Origin of the sequence: Enterococcus sp. 3G1_DIV0629, from assembly GCF_002141285.1 — a bacterium.
GTDB lineage: Bacteria > Bacillota > Bacilli > Lactobacillales > Enterococcaceae > Enterococcus_B > Enterococcus_B lactis.
In genome coordinates this window covers 147911-165498 of the sequence record NZ_NGLI01000001.1, presented here as the reverse complement: position 1 = coordinate 165498, position 17588 = coordinate 147911, and the positions used below count along the sequence as shown (strand labels likewise).

At 38.7% G+C, this 17588-nt stretch carries 15 protein-coding genes; 1 reads left to right on the top strand and 14 read right to left on the bottom strand.

Annotated elements, in window-relative coordinates; translation table 11 throughout:
• Positions 1-11: 11 nt before the first annotated feature.
• The 4 genes from A5816_RS00780 to A5816_RS00760 form a co-directional block, all read right to left on the bottom strand.
• A complete protein-coding gene (locus A5816_RS00780; protein WP_002308312.1) occupies positions 12-452 on the bottom strand; it encodes a nucleoside 2-deoxyribosyltransferase in 441 nt (146 codons plus the stop codon).
• Positions 452-1027, bottom strand: a complete 576-nt coding sequence (locus A5816_RS00775; RefSeq protein ID WP_002293608.1) for a TIGR00730 family Rossman fold protein — start codon at positions 1025-1027, stop codon at positions 452-454. Before A5816_RS00775 ends, A5816_RS00780 begins: the two co-directional genes overlap by 1 nt.
• A 410-nt stretch (positions 1028-1437) precedes the next feature.
• Positions 1438-1584, bottom strand: a complete 147-nt coding sequence (locus tag A5816_RS16680) for a hypothetical protein (RefSeq protein WP_323748461.1) — start codon at positions 1582-1584, stop codon at positions 1438-1440.
• A 1083-nt stretch (positions 1585-2667) separates the two neighbouring features.
• Complete coding sequence (locus tag A5816_RS00760) at positions 2668-3501, bottom strand: acyltransferase domain-containing protein (RefSeq protein WP_373404610.1); 834 nt, start codon at positions 3499-3501, stop codon at positions 2668-2670.
• Between the two features lie 454 nt (positions 3502-3955).
• On the opposite strand from A5816_RS00760, the gene A5816_RS00755 reads away from it, so the two are divergent.
• Entirely contained in the window at positions 3956-4696 is a 741-nt protein-coding gene (locus A5816_RS00755) for a hypothetical protein (RefSeq protein WP_002373701.1), read from the top strand.
• Between the two features lie 441 nt (positions 4697-5137).
• Here the strand turns inward: A5816_RS00755 and A5816_RS00750 are convergent, their stop codons facing one another.
• The 10 genes from A5816_RS00750 to A5816_RS00705 all read right to left on the bottom strand — a co-directional run bounded on the left by A5816_RS00750 (position 5138) and on the right by A5816_RS00705 (position 17552).
• Positions 5138-6100, bottom strand: coding sequence for a zinc-binding dehydrogenase (locus A5816_RS00750; RefSeq protein WP_086310479.1), 963 nt, complete (start codon positions 6098-6100; stop codon positions 5138-5140).
• Between the two features lie 468 nt (positions 6101-6568).
• Positions 6569-7582, bottom strand: coding sequence for a sugar kinase (locus A5816_RS00745; protein ID WP_086310478.1), 1014 nt, complete (start codon positions 7580-7582; stop codon positions 6569-6571).
• A gap of 10 nt (positions 7583-7592) precedes the next feature.
• The gene (locus A5816_RS00740) at positions 7593-8333 is read right to left on the bottom strand and encodes a KDGP aldolase family protein (RefSeq protein WP_086310477.1); all 741 of its coding nucleotides are present in this window, start codon (positions 8331-8333) and stop codon (positions 7593-7595) included.
• Between the two features lie 13 nt (positions 8334-8346).
• Positions 8347-9444, bottom strand: a complete 1098-nt coding sequence (locus A5816_RS00735) for a DgaE family pyridoxal phosphate-dependent ammonia lyase (RefSeq protein ID WP_002373710.1) — start codon at positions 9442-9444, stop codon at positions 8347-8349.
• Positions 9428-10540, bottom strand: a complete 1113-nt coding sequence (locus A5816_RS00730) for an amidohydrolase/deacetylase family metallohydrolase (protein ID WP_033795734.1) — start codon at positions 10538-10540, stop codon at positions 9428-9430. Before A5816_RS00730 ends, A5816_RS00735 begins: the two co-directional genes overlap by 17 nt.
• Positions 10541-10548: 8 nt before the next feature.
• Positions 10549-11637 (bottom strand): DUF871 domain-containing protein, encoded by a 1089-nt coding sequence (locus A5816_RS00725; RefSeq protein WP_002373712.1) that lies wholly within the window; start codon positions 11635-11637, stop codon positions 10549-10551.
• A gap of 25 nt (positions 11638-11662) precedes the next feature.
• Positions 11663-13003, bottom strand: a complete 1341-nt coding sequence (locus A5816_RS00720) for a PTS sugar transporter subunit IIC (RefSeq protein ID WP_086310476.1) — start codon at positions 13001-13003, stop codon at positions 11663-11665.
• A 418-nt stretch (positions 13004-13421) separates the two neighbouring features.
• A complete protein-coding gene (locus A5816_RS00715; protein ID WP_086310475.1) occupies positions 13422-14123 on the bottom strand; it encodes a GntR family transcriptional regulator in 702 nt (233 codons plus the stop codon).
• Positions 14124-14230: 107 nt separating this feature from the next.
• Positions 14231-15673, bottom strand: coding sequence for a glycoside hydrolase family 1 protein (locus A5816_RS00710; protein WP_086310474.1), 1443 nt, complete (start codon positions 15671-15673; stop codon positions 14231-14233).
• A 13-nt stretch (positions 15674-15686) separates the two neighbouring features.
• Positions 15687-17552: a beta-glucoside-specific PTS transporter subunit IIABC gene (locus A5816_RS00705; protein ID WP_086310473.1), complete on the bottom strand. Its 1866-nt coding sequence runs from the start codon at positions 17550-17552 to the stop codon at positions 15687-15689.
• Positions 17553-17588: the final 36 nt, after the last annotated feature.

Sequence of the window (17588 nt, the reverse complement as noted above, 5' to 3'; positions counted from 1 at the left end):
CCCTTCCTCTTCTATAAGTACTCGCCTACGTAAGTTTCAACAGGCAATTTTTCAAAATCATATTCACGTACAGCTTGGTCTGATTTTAAATACGTGTGGAGACTTTGTGTGATCATCAAGTTCGTAGGTACCGTCTCTTCTTGTACGATGATCATCGGTTTTTTCAACATAGTTGCCACACCTAATTCGTAAGCCGTTCCTGGATCGATTGTTTGATGCTCAAAGTCAAGGATAGCAACAACAAATTCTGCATTTGTCAACTCTTCCATATCTTTTTCGTATACTTCTTGCGCCCAACCAGCACTGAATAGTTCATAATTGCTTTCTTGGTGATGACGTGGAGAGTAAAAACTTGTAACTGTTTTGTTTTCCTCCAACGCTTTTTCGATACGACTTACTCGATCGATTTGCTCCTCTGAAAAAAATGGTCCTGCTAAATATATTTGACTCATTATTTTGCCTCCTTCAATAATAACTGATTTTTAATAGATACTGCTCGTAATTCATTGACCAGTTCCAATGGATTGTTGGAAAAGATCACTTGATCCAACCATTTTTTATCCATAAAATCCTCTTTTGCAAAAGTTTCTAATAATTGTTGCAAGCCGCTGTAATAACCGCCAATATTCAATATTCCGATTGGCTTATCAGGCGTCAGGCCGATCGCTATCCAAGAAAGAAGTTGCGAAAATTCCTCCAATGTACCTAGACCTCCAGGAAAAACGAGGACAGCATCTCCTTTTTCAAATAATAATACCTTTCTTTCATCGATCGTCTCTGTAGGAATAAATGTAGTAACATCTTTCCCAGGCAGCTCAGTTTCAAAAAGGCCATTTGGATAGATACCTGTGACTTTTCCGTTATTTTCCAGTACTGTTTTACTAATCACTCCCATAATCCCGGAGTATGAACCACCGTAAACCAGTTCGATTTCTTCTTGTGCCATATATTTTCCTAACGTTTGCGCAATAAATTTGTAACTTTCTTTATTGCCAAAACGGGAACCGCAAAAAACAGTAAGTTTCATAAAAAAACACTCCCTAACTCAAAAGTCTATCTTCATTCTACACGTGTTTTTTTAAAATAAAAGACTAGATTTTGTAGTTTTTTAGTGGTATATAGATTAAACACCACTATATATAGTATTTACAAAAAAAGAATTTTTCAGCTATTTTACAGTAACAAAAAAAATAAATAACTAGTAAATATAAAATTGAAACGACTTACTTATAGAAGAAATTGGGATTTCGTCCTGCATGTCAATAACACGCATTATTTAAATCGTCACACACTTCTTTCTCCTATTAATGAAAAATCCATTTTATTCTCGTGTTATGTTTCACCAACGCCTGATGTTTCTCTAAATAAAAAAGCCGACGAACCAAATGATCGAAATTTGATCATTTTGGTTCATCAGCTTGTTCTCAAACCTTTGTATTAACGATAAATAGCTGGATTCATAAAACTATCACTTGGATCATCACTACTGGAAGAACATTCGGTGATAACCGCGCCTGTTGCACCTGCCTGGAACCAGTGTTTGATAGTTGGTTCGATCGTGTACTGGTCTCCAACGTGAAGTATGATTTCTTTTTTTGCCGTATAGTAACTTTCTTGCCCCTTTGGAATAGTACAGGAAAGTTTTTTTGTTTCTTTTCCTTCGACATAAAGATATACTAAGCCTTTTCGATACTAAAAACTGTATATTCGATTTTTTCTAGTGTTGTTTCTTTCAATACTACTCCTGAATCTAGGAACATTTGTTGTACTCTTTTCTTGTAATCCATTCTGTTCCGTCTCTACCTTCCTAAATGATCGTCAAATCATCCCAAGATACCTCTTTTTCTCCTTGGATGATTTCTGCATTTAGGGCTACTGGCTTTTTCAATAATAAACAGGATAGAAAACAGCCAAATAAAATCTGCTTTCATAATATGATACGCAAAGGCTGGTTCCTTTGACGAAAAAAGCATCTTTTTACACTGACCTGATCTGCTGGCTGTAGCTCTATTAAAAGAATATAAAACCTTCGAACAGAGCAGATTTATCTTCGGGTGTATGTTCAGACAAAAAAAGGTATTGAACACAATGTCCAATACCTTTTGCTCAGCAAATAAAACGCATACAATTTGTTAAAATTTCTCCTCTAAAGGGTAGATTTCTCCTTTTAGATTCGATACAATAAACAAGGTTGATGTATTTACATTGACTATGGCAAACTTGGACGGTCACGTGTGATGACTTTTCAAGGCCTCTGCTTCTAGCTGCCACTAGAAGTAGAGGTGCCTTTTTTTATTTGGCTGTCTCTATCTGCCATTTATGATACTGATAGCGCCATCAGTAGTCAAGAAAAAACGAAAAAACACGAAAATGTGTACTGTTTTTCGGTCAGGTTTTTGTAAAAGCAACATTTCTTATTCTTTTACGACCCATTTGCGAAATACACTTGTTTCTAGTGCCCCTTCTCTTTTTCTTTCTTCTAATAGTTTCAAGATGAGAGGTGAAGCGTTTGGTTCATTTAATGGATCTATGGAGTAGCTTCAATGAATTAAAAGCTTCCTTTAATCACTAGACTTCTACGAATGAGTAGATTTCCCTCATTTATAGAAGTCTAATTTTTTGGTTAATGCAGTTATTTATATGTTTAAAATTTTTGAAGTGTTAAAGTTATAGGGAAAGAATACCTAAAGCGGAGCCAATGTGTGCACCTGCAAGTAACTGTTGTTTCGCTTGTCGTTGTAAACTCGTTTTTTCTGGATAGTCTTGTACTTGAGCATCTACTCGTCCAAAGATCCATGGAACTCCGCTATCATCTTGTTCGTCCACTGACAAAAGGCGATAATCAGCTGCAAAAAGTCGGATTTTTGAATCTTGTTTCAACCATTTAGTAAGATTTGGCGACAGTAACCAAGTATCTGTGTACATCACTTGGTAATGATAATCAGAAAAATACAATTCAAAAAAACGAATGGCGCTTTCGTAACTATCTCTTATCTTATTTCGGGATAAATCTGCATCGGAAGGAATATGAAGAGAAAGACACTGCTTCCCCTCTAATTTTAGCTCTTTGTGCCCCTTTGGAAAATATGTCCTTTCGTATTCCAATTCACCAATCCGAAAGATCAATCCGCTAGTGTAACGCCAAATCCAAAAACCACGGTCAAAGCGATACCTTCCTGTTACTTGAAAATGTTCATGAATAAATCTAGTAAAAGCATTCATTGTTGCCAAATAGACAGTTCTTGGAATCTTCAATGGTTGATAAATTTTTAACCAACTTTGAGAAGCTGCATATAGATAAATTGTTAATGCTACAAATGGCTCTTCATCATAAACTTCGTCTATTTTTTTAGCAGCTGCTTTTGCTTTATTAGCATCCAGTAATTCACGACTATATTGTTCAAGTACTTCACTAGAAATACTTTCTATTTCCAGCATCATTTGTTCTATCACGGCTTCTGGGAAATCTAAGTCACCCGCTAGATTCTTGATTTTATACATTATTTCCTCCATCAAAATTCTTTCTTCATTCCCCTCTTCTTAAGTGTATGGCTCAAATGATTAATTATCGTTTTTCGAATCTTTAATCAACTTTTTTATTGTACATCATTTGCAAGATCAGATGCCGTTACTACTTTGATTCGCCCAGCATCACGTTGTTCTTTTACATAATCACAAAGTGCCAAATAAATATATATCAAAAACAACAACTTTATGTAAAAAAATAATACTTATGCTAAATAATTTGATTTCCATACTAAGTAAAAGAATAACTTTGCTGTGTCATATGGTTATAAAAAAATTCTATTCAGATTAGCTTTTAATTTTCATCTAATTCTCTCCAAACCAGAGAGGTTTCTTAATCAAATATACTTTTCCTCTTTATTATACAGGAGTACAATAAATAGAAATAAAAACGTTATTTTATTTTCTTAGATAATTGGAGGCTAATTTCATGAAAAAAAGGATATTCATTTTACTCCCTCTCGTACTTCTGTTTGTTGGTTGCGAGCAAAAAAACACTCGCCAGTCGACACCTCATTCGACTGTTATTGAAAACACTACTGCTCGTGAAGCAACAACTGACAGTAAAACGAATAACGAATCAAGCGCTACTGTTAAAAGCAGTAGTGAATCAGTTTCACACACCACTAGTTCTTCCATCGTTCCATCAACTACTTCGTCGTCAACTGTATTGTCAACAAATAGTAGTGAGACTTATGCTTCTGTCAGTGAATCGACAAGTCCACAAGTCAGTAATTCAACTGATTTGTTAAGTAATTATTCTGATCTAGAAATAGAATACGCTAGAGTTTGGCTAGCTGTGATGGGCACACAATATAAACAATGGTTAGCTGATCCAATTACTGGTTTTGAACTGCATGTTTCTAAGTCTCCAGCAGGAACCCCAATTGACCCTTATGACCAAGGAAGTGTCGCTTTTCCAGCTGAAACAGTCACACTTAGTGGGAATATCAGTTTCCAAGGTTTAGTAGTTTATTCTAGCAATCATAACGGTACAATAACTCAATACCCTGTTCCTTCTCACTGGCAACATGATGAAACTTCTGACCATCCTGAGCTAGTCAAAGAAAAGACTCAAAAAATACTAGATGAAGCTTCTACAGTCAGTATCCCTACCAACACTCCTGAAGATATCAAACAGCTTATTGATGTTATGGTAATCGACAATTGAACGAGGACAACAAAAAAACATCCATTTAACAAGTTGATTTTCTTTGACTGAGACAGGAAGTCTACAAAAAGGCGTACCATCTTATATGGATTCAGAAACCTTCTGTTAAAAGATAGATACATCTAGTACTCTCAAACTAACAGATCATTAATTTGTCATGTACTAAGAACTATTACATGAATGCAACAAAGTACTGAAGATTAAACAAAAAGGAACTTTGACAAAAACGTGTCACAGTTCCTTTTTCCGAATAAACGGTGTCCTCCTGACAACTCCTCGGTATTAGCTCAAAACACTGATTTCACAACCTCTTTTTGTATTTTTTCTTGAAGAAACAATAGAGTCCATCTTCAACCTTGAGATGAACATATAAAATTTGTGACAAACTGGCAACTTCTTTTCCAAGTATGCCATTCCTACCAATTATAAGTATTTTCATTTTTATTTCTCTTTTGTCTTCAACAATACTTTTCCGATGTTTTTTCCCGATTCAAGATATTCGTGGGCTGTTTTTCCATCCTTTAACGAAAAAATTGTCGGTTCATGGATCACTATCTTGTTATTTGTAAGATAAGAAAAGAGACGTTGGCTCCTTTTTTCTCTTTCCTCAAAAGAAGAAAGATAATCCCAAAGGTCTCCTGTAAGGATACTTTTCGAATGAGCAAGCATATCTACTAGATCAATAGCTGGCGGATTGCCTCCTGCCATTCCGAAAAAGATTACTTTTCCCCTGTTATGCAATAATTCAATACTGCTTTCCAATGTTTTGCCAACTCCATCAAATACTGTGTCAAAGCGATTGTTGTTAGCTGCTTGCCAATCGGTTTCTCTTGAGGAAAATACTTCTTCTACTCCTAAAGAAAGTGCTATTTCTTGCTTTTCCTTTGTAGAAGCTGAGCCAAATACTCTGACGCCATCTACAATCAGAATTTGAGAAAGAAGCTGTCCGACACCACCACTGATACCAGTAATAAATACCTTGTCTCCTGGTGCATTGTTTCCAAGATCATGAGCCAAAAAATCGGCCGTTAATCCTTGTAAACCAATTGTGGCTGCTTCTTTCATTCCAATCCTGTCGGGGAGAAAAATCAACTTTTCAACAGGAACTGCTACAAATTCAGCATTTGCAAAAGGAACGTCTACAAAAAGAACTTTCTTGTCAATCAACGCTTTCAGTTCTGATGAACCAGCATCTACAATTGTTCCTGCCCCTTCATATCCGTTGATATATGGTGAGTGTTTCTCGATATGATAAGTGCCTCTTCTACGATAGATGTCTGCAAAATTTAATCCAATATACTCGGTTTGTACCAATACCTCTTGTTCACCTAACTTCGGTTTTGGAAGCTCTCCATACCTTAACACTTCACTTGAACCAAAAGTTGAAAAATATAATGCTTTCAAAAAAATACGCCAGCTTTCTTTTTCATTTCACATACTAAAAATACCAATGTACTTGCTTTACTATCAGCAAAAGTTCTTTCAAATCATAACACAGGAAAAAAGTATAGTGAAACATAAAAATCTAGTGATTCTTTAACTGCCCTTTTCTTTTTGGATGGAAAAAAACTGGGTCAGAATGATGTTCATCCTGACCCAGTTTTGATTTTACTCAACTCATCGGTTTCTATTAACCAAAAGCTTTTTTATCTATGCACACTTCGTTTATTTTTCATACATTTCTTTTACCATGATCGATTTTACAAATCATTCGATAGACGCCCAATCGATAACGCCACTTACTAACATAAATACCTAGCAACTGTTTTCCGAATGCCTTGGGATTTTCGCAGTCTTCTAGATTTTAGCTCCTTTAGCAAAAACAAGGCTAGGACAACAAATCATCCTAACCTGTTTTATCCCTGAATCTTTTTACCGGATCAAGTCTGTTTCAGGATCATTCAGTAGACGTTCGACTTGTTCTCTTGTCGTTAACGGAACATCTCCTTGGATCGAATGAGCTAATCGAGCATTTCCTAAGGCAAAATAAACGGTCTTCTGTAAGGACCACTTCTCAGAGAAACCGAGTAAGATCCCTGCAGCAAATGCATCTCCTGCCCCGATTCGATCGAGTACATCCAAGGGATAAACAGTTGTTTTCTCTGCTTCTTGTTGTGTGATCAAATAACCACTTAACTGTTTTCTTCCATCTACACTTTCTCGCCTTGTCCCAGCAAACCATTGGATATCGTAGTGGTTCATAAAGGACTGGATATAAGAAATAGGATCATGTTCGTTTTCTACATCGGCTGTTTCCTCCCACTGCACTAGCTCTGTCAGATCTCTGACTGAGCCAAACAAGATGTCGCAATAAGGTAACATTGTATGATAACGCTTCTTCATTTGTTCTTTTTTTCCATCTTCTTGATTCAAACTAGGACGATAATTGAAATCAAAACAAACTTTTTTCCCTGCTTTATGTGCTTGTTCTGCTAATTGGATAGCCGTTTCAGCTGTCTCATCGGACAAACTTAAACTGATCCCGCAGATATGGATCAAGTCGATCTCATCAATAAACGATACGTAGTCATAATCCTCCATCACAGATAAACCAAATGAGCTATGTTTTCGATTTTGATAAGTGACTTCTGTCGGGCGGACACCATACCCCATTTCCGCAAAATAAGTGCCGATGTGTTGATATTGATGGATCACATACTTCGTCTGGATACCTAGGCCGTTCAGATTAGTGAGTGCTGCTTTTCCTAGCCGATTGTCTGGCAGAGCCGTCAGTAAATAACTTTCAACGCCAAAATGGGCAAGATTCCCTACCAGATTTACGCCAGTCCCTGTATAAGCCATGCGTAAGGTATGGGTTTGTTCCAGCATCAAATGTTCAGGAGGAGTGAGTCGCAGCATGACTTCCCCAAATGCACCGATTTTCATTCTTCTCACCTTATTCCACGATTTTTTTCATCAATTGCAACAGTTGACGTACCTCTTCTGGGCGTGTATTCCCTGTATCCTTGTCGATAATTGCACTATATACATGAGGGACGACCTTTTTCACTCCTGCGTCTATTGCGATCCGTACGATTTCTTCCACATTATCAAGGTCGATCCCACCAGTTGGCTCTAAATAAAAATCATTGGCAGCACAAGCTTCTGCTAGTGCTTTATATTCTTTGATATGGGCAAGTCCCTTCATAGGAAAATATTTGATCGAGCTGCCGCCCATATCTTTCAACAATCGAATAGCTGTTTCAAGTGTCACGACTCCTGCAGGTCCTTGTGAACTTAAAGGACCAGTTGCGATGTTTACGTACCCTTCTTTACCCGTGGGAGAAACCAAACCGTTGATGACCGTTTCTGTCTGTTTCAATACTGCTCTGGAAGCTCCTACTCCTGTAAATACTTGATTGACATGCTGAGGCTGCAATACTTCGGCTAAACGAGTGACCATCTGGCTCTGGTTTGGGTCTCCCGCGCCTAGACCGATGGACAAGGCGTTATTTGTTGCTTGCTGGTATTTTTTCATTTCTGCAATAGCTGTTTCGTCGTCAGAAAAGTTCTTTGAAAGTACACCTAAAACGATATGGCCTTCTGCTGCCTCATAGCATTCTTTTGCGTTTTCTACAGAATTTGCTAACACATTTAGACAGATCTTATCTTTTAAATAATTGGGACTTAATCTCATTCCTTTTTCTCTCCTAGTTCTTCAAGATTTCTTTTAAACGATCGATGATTTTTGCCATCTCCTGTTGACTGACAGAACGGATATCGAATTCGATGATGCCGTTGTTTGCCTGGTATTCTCTTGTATAGATGGCAGGATTTTTTTCTTTCAATGCTTTAATCACTTGTTTAGCTGATTGATCTCCTGAAACTTTCACACTTGCTCGATAGATTGCTCGACCTGCGCTATCTTGAACGATCTTAGCTTCTAAATGATTGATTTGATTAAGTTGTTCGATGAATGGCTGTAGTCTTTCTTTCATTGCAGGGCCAGACTCACTGCCTTTGTTCAAATAGTCTTCCACTGCTTGGACAAAACCAAGGATATTTTCCTTTCCGATTTTCATGGAACGTCCAATTCCTTTTGATTGCATCCGGACCCATGAAACATACGTTTTTTTCCCAATGACCATTCCGGCACTTGGTCCTTCGATTGCTTTTGCTCCTGAATAAATAACCAAATCAGCGCCCATTTGCACATATTTTTTCAGATCTTCTTCTGCCGCAGCATCAACGATCAACGGAATCTGGTGCTTTTTGGCAATCTGTGCTGCCTCTGACACGTCAAGCATACTTTTTTGTACCGTGTGATGGCTTTTTATATAGAGAATCCCTGCTGTTTCTTCTGTGATCATCATTTCGATCTGTTCCGGCGTACACATATTGGCGTAACCTGCTTCGACTACCTGACCGCCTCCTTGCTGTACCATGATTTCCACAGCCGTTCCGTAATCTACATTGTGTCCTTTCGGCAAAATGATTTGTCGCTTTCTGATGGATTCTGCATAAGGGTGATAAAGGGGATACAGTTCTCCTTTGCCTATAACAGCAGCTACCGATTGAGCAATTCCTGCAGAGGCGGATGAAACGATCTGGACATCTTCTACTTCTAGCAAATCGGCTAAATATTTTCCTGTTTGAATGCTTAATTCTTCCATCTCAAAAAAATGCTGACCGCCAAAACGTTGCGCGTCAAGAACTGTCTCTGAAAGGGTCGAGACGCCTAGAATCGTCATTCTTCCTGAAGCATTAATGACTTTCTTCAGCTGAAATTTCTCATGATTCGCATGCATAACTTTTTCCTCCGATGATTGTTTTTACTGGTTTGATTTGCTGATTTGACTGTCTTTTCTCTCCATTGGAATCGATTAGTTCCTTGGGTTGATTGATCAATTCAAAAACAGTAAAATCAGCGTCAAAGCCTTCTTTGACTTGTCCCTTTGTCTTCAAATGGAAATTCTGTGCAGGAACTTCCGTCACCTTTTCGATGATTTCTTCCCACGTATATCCGACAAGCTTCAATTTTTCCATCGTTGTAGCCAAATCATAGACTGGACCGTTTTTACGATTACGAATATAGATATCTGTACTGATCGTATCTGCTTTTATCCCTTGGTTATAGGCAGTTTCCGCAACTTGGAAATTAAAACTATCCGTCCCATGTCCAATATCGAAGATGATTCCTCGATTTTTTGCTTCTACAGCTATTTGTTTGATTGTTTTCGTTTCTTGATCCAAGATGCCGTTTGTTTTCCCATTGAAACAATGAGTCATGATATCTCCTGATTCCAGCAAAGAGAGGATATCCGGCAATTCCGGCGGAGCAGAACCGATATGGACCATCAAAGGAAGCTGATGGTTTTCTTTTTGTATCCTTTTTGCCAGTTCTAGTGGAGTGATGCCGTTTTGACCAACTACGCTCTTGCTCATCCGTGCTTTGATTCCAATAATGAAATCTGGCAGTTCCTTGATTTTTTGCTTTACCATATCAGCTTGGATCTTGTTTAGGTCTGCTAGTTCATCTTGTGCAACGATTCCCCATTTTGAGATATTCAAAAGCGCATAGACATTTGTTTTTGCCTGTTTGGCATGTTCATAAAAATCAGCAATGTTTTCTGCCCCAGTTGTCCCTGCATCTATGACTGTTGTCACACCTTTATTCACACCGATCTGATCTGGATAATCATAATACAAAGTCATTTCCTCAAAACAATGAACATGATCGTCGATCCAACCAGCCGACAAATATTGCTGAGGGGTCAAGCTGATTTCCTGACGAGATTTTTGTTTGATGAGAGGGGCGATTTCGCAGATTCTTCCTTTTTCTATCCCGATATCGAAGATCTTCCCGTTAAGCTCTCTTGCATTTTTAATGACTAAATCATACATAATCATTCCTACTTTTCTATAAATTTGAATTTAGACCATGGATGAATGAACGGTAGCAAGATCAATTCTTCTGGAGTAATATGTCCTACTTTATTCTTTCGCGGATCACTGTGTGGCTCCAATACGATCTGCAGTTCGTTTTTATATTTGCCAAAGCGGTCATTCCCAACGACAACATCTCCTACGACAAATTCAAACTCAGTATCATGTACTTTGTTTTCGTCTTTTTGGTATTTTTTTCGAACTTCCGTTGATCGGATCACTTGGTCTGTGATGTCCCCTCGACGAACATGTTGCTCTTCCAATACGATTTGCCGTTCCACCTCATTTACATTTGCAACAAATTCAATTCTAAAAACAGTCTGGTAACGATCCAAATGCCCTAATGACTTCAATTCTTTTTCACTTGCGTATGCGTTTCCAATAATTATATCATCAATTAGGTTTGTGGCAAACAAATGCTTGGCCGCTGTTTCGACAGAAAGATGGCGATGCATTTCTAAAGTAGGCAGTCCATCATTGATATCCCATGGCCCGATTGTACCTGATTGTGAGGTAATGAAGGCTGCCGTTCGAATACCGTTTTTTTTGAATCGTTCACTACTTGATTGGAAAAAATGATACGGCAAAGCCGTTCCTTCTTGCGGGTAAAAATTATGACAGCCATATAGAAAAGATGTATTTGCCTGATGCGTCAAGATATTTTCTAGATAAGCGACATCATTACTCATATTCAACTCGATGGCCAAGTGATAAGGATTAAAAGTCAAAAGTGCTTCTTTTCGCCCATCAAATCCTAAGTCCAAGCGAATGCCATCTGCGCCTAATCTATGGAAAAAACCTAAATCATCATAAGAAATATTCAATTGTTCAAAGATAGCCGGCGAAACATCTACTATCGTTTCAAATCCCCTCTCTTTTGCAAAAAAGATTAATTGCTGGAATTTTTTCTGAACGACTTCCGGATCTTCCGTGACCTCAAGCATACTCATAAAAATCCTGCTAAATCCATACTGATGGGCTGTTTCGATATACTCACGATCTTTTTGAGGATCACTGTGGTCTGGGTAAAGGGAAATGCCTAATGAACGTTTCATGGTTTGTTCTCTTCTTTCTTTTCAATTATAGTCGTTCTTCGGTAACACCATCTGTCAGAGTGAGATCTGCTTGCTCTTTCGCTTGCTCCTCTGCTTCTCTAGTCAATTGTTGTTTTTCAAATACTTTGAAGAATGGATAATAAATAGCCAAAGTAATCAAGAAATTACCAATAACCAATAATCCTGCTGCAACACTCCAGTTCGTGCTCATCCAAGCAGCAATCGGCGCAGGCATCGCAAACGGCAAACGCGCAACCATCATTGGCACGACACCGCTGACAGTGAGAATATAAGAAAGAGTGGTCGTCACAAGAGGGGCAAGAATAAATGGAATCCCCAAAACTGGGTTCATCACTACTGGTGCACCGAAGATCATCGGTTCATTGATATTGAACAAACCCGGTAAAATGGACAAACGTCCTAAGCTTTTTAAATACTTGGATTTAGAAAACATGAATAAGACGACCAACGCAAGAGTGGTTCCTGCTCCGCCGATCCAAACGAACCATTGTAGAAATTGTTCAGTAAAAATATTTGGCATGGCGTGAGCACTTGTCCCTGCATTAAATGCATCGATATTTTCAGCAATCGAAATATCCCAAAACGGACGAATAACCGGACCCATGATTGCCGGACCATGGATTCCTAACACCCAGAAGAAACAAATCAGAAAGACAGTTAAGAGACCGCCAAACAAGCTGTTACCCGCTAATACACCTTTCAAAGGCATAAGTAGTTGACTCAAGAATCCATTTAAATCGAATCCAAGCATATGGCGAATGATCCAAAAGAAAATCAAGATGACTGCTCCTGGTATCAATGCAACGAAAGAGTTTGTTACTTCTGGCGGCACACCATCTGGCATTCGGATAGTTATTTTTTTCTCGATAAAAAACCGGTAGATCTCTACTGAAATAATTGCCGTAACGATCGCCCCAAATAATGAGCCCGATCCTAGATTAGCGATGTTGATGTAACGTCCGGCTGTGATTTCTCCTACATCTTCTAAGATGCGTGTAGGAGGAGCTGCCACGATTAGAAAAGACATTAATGCCAAGATACCTGCCGTCAATGAATCAAGCCGATAGCTTTTCGCTAAAGAAGAAGCAATCCCGAATGTCGCATAAAGAGCAAGGATACCAACTGTATAGCGAAAAGGAATATCTAATATCTCACGGTAAGGTTCAATGACTGCCGCAACTGATTCAATCGGGATATTCAGTAAAATCGTAAAAAATGAGCCTACGATCGTCAGTGGCATAGTGGCAATGATTCCTTTTCTGATGGCAGTCATATGTCGCTGAGTACCGATACGATTGGCTACAGGCATGATTTTTTGTTCGATAATTCCTATAAATTTATCCATTTTTCTTCTCCTTTTATAACATTATAATGTTTACAATTGAATAATAACATACTTTACTATAATTTGTAAACGCTTTTCGAAAGATGCATCCCTCCTTTGTTCTTTTGGTTTTACAAAGAAAAGGAGGTGCAACAAAAGTCGTGTCACACCCCTTTATTCAGAATATATGGTCATCCAGAGTCGGTCTTACATCTACGGTAACATGTACGACCAATTCAAAAACATGAGAAGCTGTTTTTTGAACTTGTTCCTTGTGACTCAAAGCTGAACGGCAGGGCTCATGACCTCTTGGTAAACGGTGTTCAAAAGCCAGTTTCTCGGTATTAAGCCAAATTTATGCAAAAATGTAGAAAGCCATTTTCACAAAATTTTTCTTAATACTCGAAACTAAGCGACTTTTTCACACCCTCTTTTTTATTTATGTTTCGTAATCAATATGGTAAGGATGCAGCTCCGTATGATAGATTGCTTCTGAATATTCAATCATTTTCCCTATTTGCGTAGACGATTGCCGTATCCGTTTGATGCCAATCTGTGCGTCTGTTTTCAGAATTTCTTGTTCTTCTTCTGTTAAAAATACTGCAGAGAAATCATCAGAAAATGAGTCAATGGTATACCCTTTTTTTGTCAGCAGACGATACAAAGATTCTTTGTCAAATTCTTCTCTGCTGAATTGCAACATTTCTTGTGGAAGATAGTGGACAAAATAAATATAAGGCTGATTGTTCAAATAATATAAGCGCTTAAAACAAACAGCTTGCTCACCGAAAAAGGAAAACAAAGGATCTTCCTTCTTTATATGGACCAATTGCAAATCCAGCGTTTCTTTCCGAACTTCATATTGAGAGTTCTTCAAGATCTGCGTAAAACTTGCCGCTTTGGATAATCGATTGTAAGGACGATTGCTTAGAACCGTCGTCCCACGACCACTTTTCTTTTCGACATATTCATCTGATGCCAGCAGCTCGATTGCCTTTCGGACAGTGATTTTGCTGACTTGAAACAGTTCTTCTAATTCACTTTCTGTCGGCAGCATCGAACCGACTGGATACTTTCCTGAGAAAATATCTTCTTTAATTTTATCTGCGACTTCCAAGTATAGTACACGTGTCCTTTTCATAACGTCACCCTTTGCTTTACTATTACTAAAAGAATAGCACATAAAAAATAAAAAAAGAACACAAATCACATGCGAGAAGTGTGTTCTTTTTAATTGCACTGTTTTAATTATAGATTTTCGCCATTTGAGGCAATTACTTCTTTATACCAATCAAAAGATTTTTTCTTCGACCGGTTCAATGTCCCGTTTCCTTCATCGTCTAGATCCACATAGATAAAGCCGTAACGTTTACTCATTTCTCCTGTCGATGCACTGACTAGATCGATACATCCCCAGGGGGTATAGCCCATCAAATCTACACCATCTGCAACTGCTTGGGACATTGCTTCGATATGACGACGTAGGTAATCGATCCGATAATCATCAATGATCGAGCCATCCTCTTCCACATGATCAATAGCACCAAGACCGTTTTCAACAATGAATAATGGTTTCTGGTAACGATTGTATAATTCATTCAATGCGATTCTCAACCCTTCTGGATCGATCTGCCAGCCCCATTCACTCGCCTCAAGAAACGGATTTTTTACGCCTCCTAGCAAGTTTCCTTCTGAAGTTGCGGCTTGCGGGTCAGTCTCATTGATTGCCGTAGACATATAGTAACTAAATCCGATGTAGTCAACTGGATATTCTTTTAGCAACTGGAAATCTTCTTCTGTTTGCTCTAATTTTTCCGAATCGACTCCATATTTTTTATAGGTACGGGCTGTGTACGCAGGGTATTCTCCGCGTACTTGAACATCCGTGCAGAAAAAATTGAATTCTTGATTTTGGATCATGGTTGCTGCCTGATTGACTGGATTGGCATCGATGCTATAAGTCGTTGCATAAATAATCATGCAGCCGATTTGTATATCCGAACGCAATTCGTGGCCGATTTTTACAGCTTTGCTACTTGCCACGAACTGATTATGCCATGCTTGGAAAATATTTTGGTACTCTCCTGCTCCGTTGCTTTTTACTAATCCTTGACTTAAAGCTGGAAAATGAAAGGCCGAGTTGATTTCATTGAAAGTCATCCAATATTTAACTTTACTGCTGTATCTCTTTAATACTGTCTGAGCAAATCGTTCATAGAAGTCGATCAGTTTTCGATTTTTCCAGCCACCGTATTCTTTTGCCAAATGAAGAGGCATTTCATAATGAGAAATCGTGATCACAGGTTCAATATCGTATTTTAAGCACTCATCAATCAGCTGATCGTAAAATTCTAATCCCGCTTCATTCGGCGTGCTTTCGTCTCCGTTTGGAAAAATCCGTGTCCAGGCAATCGAAAAACGATAACATTTAAACCCCATTTCCGCAAATAAGGCAAGATCTTCTTTGAAACGATCATAATGATCGATTCCGCGATGATTCGGGTAAATATATTTTTCTTGATCGATCGTCCAGTCAAATTCTTTACGACCAATGATTGCAAAACGCTGCTTACCTCCAGGCATAGCATCTGCAACGGATAACCCTTTTCCGTCTCGATCATAAGCTCCTTCTAATTGATTGGCAGCGGTTGCGCCACCCCATAAAAATTTTTCTGAAAAACGTGATTGCATCCTGATTTCCTCCTTATTTTACAATTGCTAGAACATCTTCATTCGCAATAATCTCTTTTTGGTCTAATTCAAGTATATCGGCAAATGCATCGGTATTTGTAATGACAACCGGTGTGATTACACTATAGCCGGCTGCTTTGATTGCTTCGATGTCAAAACGGATCAATAAATCTCCTGCTTTGACGAGGTCCCCTTGTTTGACTAAGATTTCATAACCATTCCCATTTAATTCTACCGTATCCATCCCGATATGAATCAAAATCTCCGCTCCGTCAGTCGTTGTGATCCCTACAGCATGTCCAGTTGGAAAAATAGTCGTGATCTCTCCATCTGCCGGGGCAACAAGTTCCCCTACTTCTGGATCAATAGCGATACCTTTTCCCATCACGCCAGAAGAAAAAACTTTGTCTGGCACTTCACTCAGTGGCAGTACTTTACCCGTTAAAGGACTCTTTAAGGTATGCCGTGCTGAAGTAATTGGTTCTCCTGCATTCGCATGTTTGTTTTCTAATTGATTATCTTGTGTTTGTTCGTCAAATCCTAAAATCAGCGTACCTACAAATGCTAGAACAAAAGCGATTCCTGTAGCTATTACTGCTACTGTCACATTTGACTCTACACCATCTACCGTACTAATGAAGGTTGGAATCGTTAATAAGCTGACCAAACTGCTAGAGAAAGCTTTTACTCCAGAAAACCCGATAATAGCCCCTCCAATCCCTCCAGAAACACACGCTGCAATAAATGGTTTCTTCAACGGTAACGTCACACCATACACAGTTGGTTCAGTGATCCCAAATAACGAAGTCACTGTAGAAGAAATCCCTAATGCTCGAAGCTTCGTATCTTTTGTTCGTAACGCTACAGCTAAAGCAGCACCACCTTGTGCCAAGATGGCTGGAAGAAGCATTGGCATCAATACATCAAACCCGTATTGTTCGATATTCAAAAACATGATCGGTACGAATCCCCAATGCATGCCGAACATCACGAATACTTGCCATAAACTTCCCATGATCAGACCTGCTACGATTGGACTAAATCCATAAATCGAGTTGAAGAGACCACCTAAAGCATTACCGGCCACCGTCCCGATTGGTCCTAAAGCAAGAAATGTTAATGGAACCATCACTACTAAAACAACAAGCGGAACTAAAATCATTTGCAGAAATTGCGGAATCACTTTTTTTACGAATGGCTCTAATTTACTTTGCACCCATACTGCTAGAATGATTGGTATGACAGAAGAAGTATAACCAGACGGCGAAAGAATCACTGGGATCCCAAAGAAACTGATAGCTTCTCCCGCACCAGCAACTGCTGTAATAGCTGGGTACACAAGTGCCATAGCAATTGCTACTGCTAAAAACTGGTTGGCTTTGAACTTTTTAGCTGCTGTAAAAGCAAGCATGACAGGTAAGAAGGTAAAGACACCATCTGCTGCAGCAAACAATATTTGATAAGTACCGCTATCAGCTGTCAGCCAGCCCATCACCGTTGCCAATGACAAGAATCCTTTCAATACCCCGGCGGCTGCCATCGCCCCTAGAAAAGGTGTAAATATACTAGAAATGATATCAATTAGACGATTCAAAATATTTTTGGACTCTTCTTTTCCATCCTCCGAAACTGCAAGTCCTTCCTCATCCACGATCGATTGATAAACATCTGCTACATTACTGCCAATCACTACTTGATACTGACCGCCACTTTGGACGACTTGGATCACGTCTGGGTCTTCTTTTAACTTTTGCGTATCTGCTAAGGATTCATCTTTTAATCTGAATCGCAAACGCGTAGCACAATGTACTAAACTTTTGACATTCTTTTGTCCTCCTACCGCTTCCCATACACGACGACCAACTGCTTGATTATCCATTGTTTTTTCCTTCTTTCTTTTTTTATTTAAAAAATA

What these genes read in the sequence shown, in the direction of transcription:
- A5816_RS00780 (WP_002308312.1), bottom strand. Translation starts at nt 452, where the DNA reads ATGAGTCAAATATATTTAGCAGGACCATTTTTTTCAGAGGAGCAAATC.
- A5816_RS00775 (WP_002293608.1), bottom strand. Translation starts at nt 1,027, where the DNA reads ATGAAACTTACTGTTTTTTGCGGTTCCCGTTTTGGCAATAAAGAAAGT.
- A5816_RS00760 (WP_373404610.1), bottom strand. Translation starts at nt 3,501, where the DNA reads ATGTATAAAATCAAGAATCTAGCGGGTGACTTAGATTTCCCAGAAGCC.
- A5816_RS00755 (WP_002373701.1), top strand. Translation starts at nt 3,956, where the DNA reads ATGAAAAAAAGGATATTCATTTTACTCCCTCTCGTACTTCTGTTTGTT.
- A5816_RS00745 (WP_086310478.1), bottom strand. Translation starts at nt 7,582, where the DNA reads ATGAAAATCGGTGCATTTGGGGAAGTCATGCTGCGACTCACTCCTCCT.
- A5816_RS00740 (WP_086310477.1), bottom strand. Translation starts at nt 8,333, where the DNA reads ATGAGATTAAGTCCCAATTATTTAAAAGATAAGATCTGTCTAAATGTG.
- A5816_RS00735 (WP_002373710.1), bottom strand. Translation starts at nt 9,444, where the DNA reads ATGCATGCGAATCATGAGAAATTTCAGCTGAAGAAAGTCATTAATGCT.
- A5816_RS00730 (WP_033795734.1), bottom strand. Translation starts at nt 10,540, where the DNA reads ATGTATGATTTAGTCATTAAAAATGCAAGAGAGCTTAACGGGAAGATC.
- A5816_RS00725 (WP_002373712.1), bottom strand. Translation starts at nt 11,637, where the DNA reads ATGAAACGTTCATTAGGCATTTCCCTTTACCCAGACCACAGTGATCCT.
- A5816_RS00720 (WP_086310476.1), bottom strand. Translation starts at nt 13,003, where the DNA reads ATGGATAAATTTATAGGAATTATCGAACAAAAAATCATGCCTGTAGCC.
- A5816_RS00715 (WP_086310475.1), bottom strand. Translation starts at nt 14,123, where the DNA reads ATGAAAAGGACACGTGTACTATACTTGGAAGTCGCAGATAAAATTAAA.
- A5816_RS00710 (WP_086310474.1), bottom strand. Translation starts at nt 15,673, where the DNA reads ATGCAATCACGTTTTTCAGAAAAATTTTTATGGGGTGGCGCAACCGCT.
- A5816_RS00705 (WP_086310473.1), bottom strand. Translation starts at nt 17,552, where the DNA reads ATGGATAATCAAGCAGTTGGTCGTCGTGTATGGGAAGCGGTAGGAGGA.